This is a genomic window from Winogradskyella sp., from assembly GCF_965656915.1.
Lineage (GTDB): Bacteria > Bacteroidota > Bacteroidia > Flavobacteriales > Flavobacteriaceae > Winogradskyella.
This window is the reverse complement of the sequence record NZ_CBFHMI010000031.1, coordinates 17,695-28,166: the sequence shown is the minus strand read 5'-3', so window position 1 is coordinate 28,166 and position 10,472 is coordinate 17,695. Positions and strand designations below refer to the sequence as shown.

Here is a 10,472-nt window from a genome sequence, read left to right as displayed (position 1 = left end):
CCTATGCATGCCAATTTATATAAAACAGGACGTGCAGAATTTATTTCCATTACAGATGATGAAGCTATGGTTGCAGGTTTAGAGTTATCTCAATTAGAAGGAATTATACCAGCTATAGAAACATCTCATGCTTTAGCTGTTTTTGAGCATAAAACCTTTAAAACAGACGATATTATTGTGCTTAACTTATCTGGTCGTGGTGATAAAGATTTACAGAATTATATTGATTATTTTAAATTGTAAGATGAACAGAATAAACCAAAAACTAAAAGAAGACAAAAAACTTCTTTCTATATATTTTACCGCTGGTTATCCCAACATAGATGATACAGTTACTATTATTCAAAACCTTGAAAAAAGTGGTGTTGACATGATAGAGATTGGTCTTCCATTTAGTGATCCTTTAGCAGATGGACCAACCATACAAGCGAGTTCTACACAAGCTTTAAAAAACGGTATGACTAGTGAATTACTTTTTGAACAACTCAAAGCCATTCGTCAATCGGTTTCTATTCCGTTGATTATTATGGGTTATTTTAACCCAATGCTACAATATGGGGTTGAGGATTTTTGTAAAAAGTGTCAAGAAGTAGGAATCGATGGATTAATTATACCTGATTTACCTGTTGATGTCTATCATTCAGATTATAAAGCAACGTTTGAGAAATATGCTCTTATTAATGTATTTTTAATTACACCACAAACTTCAGATGAACGTATTCAATATATCGACTCTGTTTCAGATGGTTTCATTTACATGGTAAGTTCGGCGAGTACAACAGGTGCGAAAGTTGGCTTTGGGAAAGAACAAATAGACTATTTTGAGCGTATTGCAAAGATGAATCTAAAGAACCCTCAAATTGTTGGTTTTGGAATTTCAAATAATGACACCTTTACACAAGCCACTAAAAATGAGAAAGGAGCTATAATTGGGAGTGCCTTTATAAAGCACTTAACCAACAAAGGTGTTAAATATTTTGATTCGTTCATATCAGCTATTCTAGGCAAACATTAAGGGTTTTTAACAGTATATTCAAATGTTTTAGTTGTTTGTTGTGACAAATTTCCATAAACAATAGTTATATTAAAAATGAATTTAATAATAAAAAACTATGGGAATTATAAAAGATAAAAAAAGATTTAAACCAACAAAAGAACAAACACATCCAACAAATCCAACTGTTCGTATATACAAAGATACCAGCGAATTTGATTTAGATAGTAAAACAATAAAAGATCAACAGAACAAAAATTAATTAATAATATAGAAACGTAATCAAACCTATTCATATATTTGAGTAGGTTTTTTTTTATTTATGACAAAATTATATAACGACTGGCGCATTATTATCCTTTTATGCTTAACCTTAGGATTAGCACCATTTTTTCCTGAACCACATATTATTGGAAAATTAAGATGGATTGCTGGTGGAGCAAAAGGTATGCAGGTGCAAGACTATTTTGACACCTTAATGCACGGTTTTCCATTTGTATTATTGATAAGATTAATCTATTTGAAAATCAAAAAGAATGCCGCTTAACATAGTCCTAATAGAACCCGAAATCCCTAACAATACAGGAAATATTGGTCGATTGGCTTTAGCTACGGGCTCTAAACTACATCTATTTAAACCATTTGGTTTTGAAATAGACGACAAACGATTAAAACGTGCAGGATTAGACTATTGGCAACATTTAGATGTTATTTATTATGATAACATTGCTGACTTCTTTCAAAAAAATAAGAATGCTAAAATGGTATTCTTATCAAGCCATGGTAAAAAATCGTATTGGGATATTGACTATTGTGATGATATGTTCTTAGTATTCGGAAAAGAATCTGTTGGTCTCTCAAAAGATATAATCGAAAAACATAATGACCAACTTTTTAAAATTCCAATGTACAGTAATCATATTAGAAGCCTTAATCTGGCTAATGCTGTCAGCATTATAGTTTATGAAGGCTTAAGACAACTTAGTTAATTTTATCACAAACTAGCTTAAACAATTAAACTTCTATAATAGACATAAGTCATAGTAGTGTTCATTAATTAAAACAAAAAATATTATGATTTCAAAAACATTAAAAACTGGTTTGTTCGTTGTGGCTTTATGTTCCATAACATTTGTAAATGCACAAGAACGAAGAGAAAAAAAACACCGCAATCCGGAAGAATTATTTAAAAAACTTGACGCTGACTCAAATGGTTATTTATCATTAGAAGAGTTTAAATCTAAACGTATGCGCGAGGAGGCTAAAGCAGAAATTATTAGCGAGCGATTTAAATCTTTAGACACTAATAGCGATGAATCTTTATCAAAAGAAGAATTTGTAGCGAGAAAAGAAATGACGCAGCAAGAACGTATCGAAGAACGCTTTGCTAAATTAGATGCTGATGAAAATGGAACTATTGACCTGGCAGAGTACAAGGCATTTGTTGAAAACGCTGAAAAACCAAGAAAAAAGCGTAAACATAGAAGACATTAAACCCTATTAAAAAATCCTTTAAAAATTCTAGAGGATTTTTTTGTGCTTTTAATTGAGTAATGCTTTTGGTTTTGTAACTTTTACATCAACAAATCAACACTATGAAAAGCAATAAAGCTTCAAGACTTTTTTCTGAATACGGGCAGATTGCTATTGGAATAATACTAGCGAGTATTGGACTAAAGGCATTTTTACTACCAAATGGTTTCTTAGATGGCGGTGTTACTGGTATTGCACTTTTAGTCAATAGACTTGTAAATATTAATATTTCTATTTTACTAATTATTTTCAGTACTCCATTTCTAATTCTTGGGTTTTATACGGTTTCAAAACGCATTGTAATAAAATCCATAATAAGCATATTGGGATTAGCTTTATTTATTCACTTTGAAAATTTTGAAATCATTACAGAAGACAAACTACTAATTTCCATTTTTGGTGGTTTATTTTTAGGAGCAGGCATTGGTATAGCCATTAGAAATGGATCTGTATTAGATGGTTCAGAAATTTTAGGTGTATATCTCAATGATAAATTTGGCTTTAGTATCGGACAAATTATTTTATTATTCAACATAATACTTTTTAGTATTACGGCTTATGTGATTTCTGTTGAAGTGGCGCTTTACTCCATTCTTACCTATATAGTCACAGCAAAAGTTACCGACCTAACTATAGAGGGTTTTGAAGACTTCATTGGTGTTACTATAGTCTCTAAACAATACATTGAGATAAAACTTGCAATTATGGAAGAATTAGGAGCTGGCTTAACCACTTATAAAGGTTCTAAAGGCTTTGGTAGCCAGGGTACACAAGAAGATTTTGATATTATACATACCATCATCAATCGTATTGATATCAAAAAGATGCATCGTATTATTAACAAAATAGATGAGGATGCTTTTATTGTAGAATTCGATGTGAACAATGTGAAAGGTGGTGTTTTACGACATTATTTAGACAAGAAAAAGAACAAACAATTACGAATGCTCTAAAAAAATGCCAGGAGAGAAAAACTTATCTAAACTACTGAAAAATATAGATCCTCACTTACATGAAGGAGAGTATGTTTTTACAACTGTAACAGACACGAAACAAATAAGCAGAGCATATACTATATGTGAATTTAAAGAAAAAGAAGGAATCACCGTAGTTATTGAAAAATCTAAAGCTGATACATTAAAACTTAACTATAGTTTTTCTGCGGCATGGATAACTCTGCAAGTACATTCATCTCTCGAGGCCGTAGGCTTAACAGCTTTGTTTTCGAGTGAATTAGCTAAACACAATATAAGCTGTAATGTTATTGCCAGATATTTTCACGATCATATTTTTGTGAATATAAACGACGCACTAAATGCTGTTAAGGTTTTAAAAAATTTATCGAAATAGATTTCTTCTATTTTCTAATCTTCAGCATATTTAAATACAGCTTCTCCACTTTGGCTCTTGCCCAAGGAGTACGTCTTAAAAATTTTAAGCTAGATTTTACAGAAGGGTCATGAGTGAAACAACGAATATTTATCTGGTAACCCATATATTCCCAACCATAATAGGATTCTAGATCAGTAATAATCTGTTCTAGTTTTATTCCATGAAGTGGATTGTTGACTTGAGATGACATTACCTTTTACTATCGTTACGTCTTCGGTTACGATTTCTTCCAGAATTTTTAGTATTACCTGAGTTTCTCTGGCCCGAATTTCTATTTCGACTTTGGTTTCTACTTCTATTCTGACCTGGTTTTATGGGCTCTGTAGATGCATTAGGATCAGGTTCAAAACCTTCGATAATCTCTATATCGATAGACATACCAATTAGTTTTTCAATACCTCTTAAATAACTAATTTCATCAGCGCTTACTAATGAAATTGCCTCACCACTTGCCCCTGCTCTTCCTGTTCTTCCAATTCTATGAACATAATCTTCTGATACATTTGGTAACTCAAAATTAATGACATGAGGCAGTAACGGAATATCCAGGCCACGAGCAGCAATATCTGTTGCGACTAATACTCTAACTTTACCATTTTTGAAACCAGCTAAAGCTTTAGTTCTTGCTCCTTGACTTTTATTACCATGTATTGCAGCGGCTGTAATACCTGCAGAAACCATCTTCTTTGTTAACCTATTTGCTCCGTGTTTAGTTCTTGTAAACACCAATACTTGTTCCCAATTACCTTCAGAAATAAGTTTAATGATTAATCCTGTCTTTTTTGTTTTTGCTACACGATGCACCTTTTGATCAATGATTTCAACAGCTGTATTTTCTGGAGTTGCTTCAACCTGAACTGGATTATTAAGAATTGAATATGCTAACTTTTTTATGTCTTTAGAGAATGTCGCAGAAAACATAAGGTTTTGACGTCTACTTGGTATTAGCTTCATAACACGTTCAATATCTCTTAAAAAGCCCATATCTAACATCCGGTCAGCTTCATCTAAAACTAATATTTCTATATGTTTCAAACTTAAAGCACCTTGACTCTCTAAATCAATTAATCGGCCAGGTGTGGCAACAAGAACATCTATACCTCTCTTAATAGTAGCTACTTGTGGTTTTTGATTTACTCCACCAAAGATCACCGCACTTCTTATATCTAAAAACTCACTATACTCTTTTACGTTAGCAAAGACTTGAGCTGCCAACTCTCTTGTAGGTGTTAAAACTAGCGCACGTATACTTCTGTGTTTGTGATATGAATTTTCTGCTAATTTATGCAACATAGGCAAAGTAAAACCAGCGGTTTTACCAGTCCCTGTTTGAGCAGAAGCTAAAATATCTTTACCCTCTAAAATTGAAGGAATCGCCTTTTGTTGAATAGGTGAAGGTGTTTCATAACCTTTTTTACTAACAGCTTTTAGTATAGGCTCAGATAAGCCTAATGATTTAAATGACATACATCGTTTTTAGTTAAGATGAATATCTATTTAAAGCTCACCTCGTTATTTGGTGCGAAGTTACAGTTAATTTATTCCTCCACAGCAGAATTCAATAATATTATGAGTTCCTTTCAACTTTCCATTGTTTATACTTAATGAAAGGGTTGGTTGCAAAGTTCAAAAATCCATGAATTCCGTTCGCTGTTACTAAAATAGCCGCACCAATAAATGTAATAGTAGTGATAATTTCATGAATGCCTTTATTAGCTACTCCAATCCCAACCAAAGCCCAAGCACCAACTAAAACAAATTCTCTCATATTTCGCTTATACATGACAAAAAGATTTAACAGTACAGCGACAATAATCATAATAATGGTCCAGTTTACTTCAGAAATACCATAGCCTTTCCAACCTATTTTTACTAAATAACTTGACACATTTGCTATACTGGCAACTGTAACCCAACCTGCGTATATAACGATAGGCCACCACACAAATACAACGGTGGGAAATGGCGCATCACCTAATTCCATGCGGTTATTTAATATAATTTTAAAAAGCGAAAAGAGTAATAGAAAAATGAATACACAAGATAAACCTGTATACTCATAAATCCAGGCAAACACCCAAAGGCTATTAAATATGCAAGACAAGATAAACCACCAACCAGTTTTATTTACCACACTATCATCTTTTACATTAACAAATAAACTACGACCTTGATAAATCGTAAAAGCCAGTAATAGTATGTAAATTATGCCCCAAATAGCAAATGTATACCCTGCTGGTGTAAACACAGATTTATAGCCATCAGAAACATCTCCAATAGTGGTATTATTAATTATTCCTGTATTAGACAAGTAGTTGATAAAGATTGTAGAGCCTAATGCGAGTCCATTACCAATTTGTAATACTTTTTTCATGATGGTGATATTTGACAACAAGTTAATAAAACCATCGTAATTAAAACTCAATTTTTAAAAAGTAACTGATTTTTAAGTTAATTGAATAAAAATTGGTTAGTCGTTAAGGATAAAAACTATCTCATAAAAACCAACTCCTTTGCGGAAGACAACTCTTCACTAAAACCGTAGTTATCGTAATTAAATCCTTTTATATCTTCTAAGGTTTTAGCATCGGTATCTATAATATATCTGGTCATTAAACCACGCGCTAATTTTGCAAAAATGCCAATAGTTTTATACTGACCATTTTTATATTCTTTAAAACTAATATTAATAGCTGGTACCTTTATAACCTTAGTATCTATGGCTTTAAAGTATTCGTTACTTGCTAAGTTTAGAAATAACTCATCATCTTCTAACTCTTCGTTTAAAGCTTTAGTGACCTTCTTTTTCCAAAACTCATAAAGATTTTTGTTTTTGCCCACGGCCATTTTAGTTCCCATTTCTAGGCGATAAGGCTGCATTAAATCAAGTGGTTTTAGAATTCCGTATAATCCGGAAATAATACGCACAGTATCTTGTACTTTATCTAATTTCTTGGTATCAATAGTGTAAGCATCTAATCCTCTGTACACATCTCCATTAAATGCATATATGGCTTGTCTGGCATTATCTTTTGTAAATGGTAATTGCCAATCCTGATTACGCTCGTAATTCAATTCACCTAAATTATCAGAAATATGCATCAGTTTTGATAAACTACGCGGTGATTTCTTTTTTAAGAGTTTATTTAATCGCTCAGCTTCGGCCAAAAAACAACCTTCTGTTGATTTTGTGGTTGGTAATTGAGTTTCAAAATCTAAGGACTTAGCTGGAGATAGTACGAGTTTCATAATTCAATTTTATTTCAAATCAAATTTACGAACTAAGAAGAAAACTATAAACCTGGTTTAACAAATAAAACCAATAATGCTATAAATTATCTTGATGCTTGGCATACTTTCTCCATTTATCAATGCACAACTGCATGTCTTCAGGAATTTCAGTAGAAAAACTCAACAGTTTACCTGTAGTAGGATGCTCAAAACCTAAAGTCTTGGCATGTAAGGCTTGTCTTGGTAATACCTTAAAACAATTTTCTACAAACTGTTTGTATTTAGTAAAGGTTGTACCCTTAAGAATTTTTTCTCCACCATAACGCTCATCATTAAAAAGGGTGTGTCCAATATGTTTCATGTGTACACGTATTTGGTGTGTGCGACCAGTTTCGAGCTTACAGCTTACCAAAGTAACATAACCTAAACGTTCTAAGACTTTATAATGGGTAACAGCAGGTTTCCCTTTGAGTGCCTCATCTCCTTCATAAACGGTATTTTGTAATCTGTTTTTGGGATGACGACCAATATGGCCTTCAACAGTACCTTCATCCTCTTCTACATTTCCCCATACTAAAGCCACATATTCACGCTCGCTGGTTTTCTCTGCAAACTGATTAGAGAGATGCGCCATGGCTACTTCAGTCTTTGCTACTACCAATAATCCACTGGTATCTTTATCTATACGGTGTACTAATCCTGGTCTGTTACTAGAGTTGTTTGGCAGGTTTTCAAAATGAAAAATCAATCCATTTATTAACGTACCAGAATAGTTGCCATGTCCTGGATGCACCACCATACCAGCTGGTTTATTAACCACCAATAAATCATCATCTTCGTAAACAACATCTATAGGAATATCTTCGGCGACCAGTAAATTCTCATGTGGAGGATGTTCAAATTTTACAGTAATATGATCGTTAGGCTTTACCTTGTAATTGGATTTTACAGTATTACCATTTACGAAAATACAACCATCTTTTGCTGCAGACTGAATTTTATTTCTGGTTGCATTCTCAACAAAATTCATTAAGTATTTATCGATTCGAAGTGGTTGCTGACCTTTTTCTACTCTAAAAGCATAATGCTCATAAAGTTCGTCTTCCTGCCCTGAAACATCTACAATATCAGCCATGATTAATTACGCTTGCCATTACCTAAAACTAAATCTATAGTAGACGTTAGCGGCAACATAGTACCAGGCTTTAAATTTTTACCATCATGCTTCATTCCGAGCACAACATCCTTTCCAATATTATCTTTGTAAGTAATTTCTCCCACCTTGAATTCTAAGGCTTGTAATTGAGGCTTTGCCTGTCTAAACGTACGTTTAATAATATCAGGCACTTCTACTTTTCTGTATCCAGAAGGGTTTAATATTAAGTAAATCTTACGATTTTCTTTAACTTGAGATCCTGCTTCAGGATTCTGTTCTATCACAGAATATTTAGGATAATTAGGATTATAGTTAGCTGAATCTTGAATTTTCATTTCCAGATCGTTGTCTTTCAATTCAATTTTAACAGTTTCTATGGATTTACCTTTTAAATTAGGTACCACAACAAATTCACCATGATTTGTAGTAATGTTAAGCCATTTTAGTGCAAAGAAACTTAAAACTACAATAGCAACAATAGCTAAAACTAATTGCTTTAAAAATACTTTACTGGTAATAAACTTAACAAAACTCATAAGCTAAATAATTGTTGACAAAACTAATAAATTATAACGTTACTATAACGTCTCACAAATAAAATACGTATCATATGGAGATTTAGTTTACCAAAATAAATGATACATTTACATTATAGCTTTTGAAAAAAAAAAAAAATGAAAAAAAATATTGCAATTATTATGGGCGGATATTCGAGCGAATATCAAATTTCCCTAAAGAGTGGCAATGTTGTCTACAACACGTTAAATAAGGACAATTACAATGCTTATCGTATTCATATTTTTAAAGATAAATGGGTTTATATAAATGACAAAAACAAAGAGTTTCCTGTAGATAAAAATGATTTCTCAGTAAAGGTTGATGGTCATAAGCTTCATTTTGATTGTGTTTTTAATGCTATCCATGGTTCACCAGGAGAAGATGGTTTTATGCAGGCTTATTTCGAATTATTAGATATTCCTCAAACCAGCTGCAGTATGTATCAAGCAGCATTGACGTTTAATAAGCGAGATTTCTTGGCTACACTAATACCTCATGGCATAAAAACAGCTGAAAGTTATTATCTTAATCTAGGCGATATAATTAATGAAGATGCAATTGTAGCAAAAGTTGGACTACCGTGTTTTGTAAAAGCTAATAGAGCAGGTAGTAGTTATGGAATTTCTAAGGTCTACAAAAAAGAAGAACTAAAAGCTGCTATTGAAAACTCGTTTAAAGAGGATAATGAAATTATTATCGAACAGTATTTAGATGGTGTAGAAGTTTCAGTTGGTGTTATTTCTTATAAAGGTAAAACTAAAGTACTGCCAATTACTGAAATCGTTTCTGAAAATGATTTCTTTGATTATCAAGCTAAATACGAAGGAAAATCTCAAGAAATTACACCAGCACGTATATCCAAAGACTATGAAGAAAAAACTAGAACTATGGCAAAATACATCTATGAAATTCTTGGTATGACTGGTTTTACGAGAAGTGAATTTATATTTAAAAATGATGAACCTTATTTATTAGAGTTAAACACTGTTCCTGGTTTAACCAACGAGAGTATCTTACCACAACAGGCTGCCGCTGCAGGAATAAGTATGGAAGACTTGTTTTCAAATGCTATAGAAGAAGCATTGCGTAATTAATAATTATATTTGAAGTATAAATTCTACTAATGAAACGAGCATTATTCCCAGGATCCTTTGACCCAATAACACTTGGGCATTATGATATTATTAAGCGTGGCGTTAAACTTTTTGACGAAGTCGTCGTTGCCATAGGTATAAATGCAGACAAGAAATACATGTTCTCTGTAGAGGAACGCAAAGCGTTTATTGAAAAATCTTTTCAACATCAACCAAAAGTAAAAGTGACTACTTATGAAGGTTTAACGGTTGATTTCTGCAAGGAAATAAATGCCAAATTTATATTACGCGGATTAAGAAATCCTGCTGATTTCGAGTTTGAAAAAGCCATTGCCCATACAAACAGAAAACTATCTAAAATTGAAACTGTTTTCTTATTAACAGCTGCAAAAACTTCATATATATCATCGTCAATAGTTAGAGATGTTATTAGAAATGGTGGCGATTATACAGTTTTAGTTCCTGATAGTGTAGCAATTAAATAATATTATTACGCTTGGCTTTTTGCACGGCT

General features: G+C 32.5%; 15 protein-coding genes and 1 pseudogene. 10 read left to right on the top strand and 6 right to left on the bottom strand.

Annotation, left to right across the window (positions count from 1 at the left end; translation table 11 throughout):
• The 8 genes and pseudogenes from ACTG3Y_RS09005 to ACTG3Y_RS08970 all read left to right on the top strand — a co-directional run.
• Nucleotides 1-243, top strand: a pseudogene (locus ACTG3Y_RS09005) (tryptophan synthase subunit beta); the annotation flags it as partial.
• Nucleotide 244: 1 nt separating this feature from the next.
• On the top strand, nucleotides 245-1,015 hold the full coding sequence (trpA, locus tag ACTG3Y_RS09000; RefSeq protein WP_439152594.1) for a tryptophan synthase subunit alpha: 771 nt from the start codon (nucleotides 245-247) through the stop codon (nucleotides 1,013-1,015).
• Between the two features lie 97 nt (nucleotides 1,016-1,112).
• Nucleotides 1,113-1,256, top strand: a complete 144-nt coding sequence (locus tag ACTG3Y_RS08995; protein WP_439152593.1) for a hypothetical protein — start codon at nucleotides 1,113-1,115, stop codon at nucleotides 1,254-1,256.
• 60 nt (nucleotides 1,257-1,316) lie between these two features.
• The gene (locus tag ACTG3Y_RS08990; protein ID WP_439152592.1) at nucleotides 1,317-1,541 is read left to right on the top strand and encodes a hypothetical protein; all 225 of its coding nucleotides are present in this window, start codon (nucleotides 1,317-1,319) and stop codon (nucleotides 1,539-1,541) included.
• Nucleotides 1,531-1,983, top strand: a complete 453-nt coding sequence (locus ACTG3Y_RS08985) for a tRNA (cytidine(34)-2'-O)-methyltransferase (protein WP_439152591.1) — start codon at nucleotides 1,531-1,533, stop codon at nucleotides 1,981-1,983. Before ACTG3Y_RS08990 ends, ACTG3Y_RS08985 begins: the two co-directional genes overlap by 11 nt.
• Before the next feature lie 85 nt (nucleotides 1,984-2,068).
• Nucleotides 2,069-2,488, top strand: a complete 420-nt coding sequence (locus ACTG3Y_RS08980) for an EF-hand domain-containing protein (protein WP_439152590.1) — start codon at nucleotides 2,069-2,071, stop codon at nucleotides 2,486-2,488.
• A gap of 101 nt (nucleotides 2,489-2,589) precedes the next feature.
• The gene (locus ACTG3Y_RS08975) at nucleotides 2,590-3,480 is read left to right on the top strand and encodes a YitT family protein (protein WP_439152589.1); all 891 of its coding nucleotides are present in this window, start codon (nucleotides 2,590-2,592) and stop codon (nucleotides 3,478-3,480) included.
• 4 nt (nucleotides 3,481-3,484) lie between these two features.
• Nucleotides 3,485-3,877, top strand: coding sequence for an ACT domain-containing protein (locus tag ACTG3Y_RS08970; protein WP_439152588.1), 393 nt, complete (start codon nucleotides 3,485-3,487; stop codon nucleotides 3,875-3,877).
• A 7-nt stretch (nucleotides 3,878-3,884) separates the two neighbouring features.
• Here ACTG3Y_RS08970 and ACTG3Y_RS08965 read toward each other — a convergent pair whose 3' ends face one another.
• From ACTG3Y_RS08965 to ACTG3Y_RS08940, 6 genes are all read right to left on the bottom strand, one after another.
• Nucleotides 3,885-4,109, bottom strand: coding sequence for a VF530 family DNA-binding protein (locus ACTG3Y_RS08965; RefSeq protein ID WP_439152587.1), 225 nt, complete (start codon nucleotides 4,107-4,109; stop codon nucleotides 3,885-3,887).
• Nucleotides 4,109-5,386, bottom strand: a complete 1,278-nt coding sequence (locus ACTG3Y_RS08960; RefSeq protein ID WP_439152586.1) for a DEAD/DEAH box helicase — start codon at nucleotides 5,384-5,386, stop codon at nucleotides 4,109-4,111. Before ACTG3Y_RS08960 ends, ACTG3Y_RS08965 begins: the two co-directional genes overlap by 1 nt.
• A 100-nt stretch (nucleotides 5,387-5,486) precedes the next feature.
• Nucleotides 5,487-6,293, bottom strand: coding sequence for a tryptophan-rich sensory protein (locus ACTG3Y_RS08955; protein ID WP_439152585.1), 807 nt, complete (start codon nucleotides 6,291-6,293; stop codon nucleotides 5,487-5,489).
• Between the two features lie 116 nt (nucleotides 6,294-6,409).
• The gene (gene yaaA / locus ACTG3Y_RS08950; protein WP_439152584.1) at nucleotides 6,410-7,168 is read right to left on the bottom strand and encodes a peroxide stress protein YaaA; all 759 of its coding nucleotides are present in this window, start codon (nucleotides 7,166-7,168) and stop codon (nucleotides 6,410-6,412) included.
• Nucleotides 7,169-7,247: 79 nt separating this feature from the next.
• On the bottom strand, nucleotides 7,248-8,285 hold the full coding sequence (locus ACTG3Y_RS08945) for an RluA family pseudouridine synthase (RefSeq protein ID WP_439152583.1): 1,038 nt from the start codon (nucleotides 8,283-8,285) through the stop codon (nucleotides 7,248-7,250).
• Nucleotides 8,286-8,287: 2 nt separating this feature from the next.
• Entirely contained in the window at nucleotides 8,288-8,842 is a 555-nt protein-coding gene (locus ACTG3Y_RS08940) for a PASTA domain-containing protein (protein WP_439152582.1), read from the bottom strand.
• Between the two features lie 138 nt (nucleotides 8,843-8,980).
• Here ACTG3Y_RS08940 and ACTG3Y_RS08935 point away from each other — a divergent pair, with 138 nt between their 5' ends.
• Both ACTG3Y_RS08935 and coaD read left to right on the top strand, forming a co-directional pair.
• Nucleotides 8,981-9,958: a D-alanine--D-alanine ligase gene (locus ACTG3Y_RS08935; protein WP_439152581.1), complete on the top strand. Its 978-nt coding sequence runs from the start codon at nucleotides 8,981-8,983 to the stop codon at nucleotides 9,956-9,958.
• 29 nt (nucleotides 9,959-9,987) lie between these two features.
• The gene (gene coaD, locus ACTG3Y_RS08930) at nucleotides 9,988-10,443 is read left to right on the top strand and encodes a pantetheine-phosphate adenylyltransferase (RefSeq protein WP_439152580.1); all 456 of its coding nucleotides are present in this window, start codon (nucleotides 9,988-9,990) and stop codon (nucleotides 10,441-10,443) included.
• The last annotated feature ends 29 nt before the right edge of the window (nucleotides 10,444-10,472 follow it).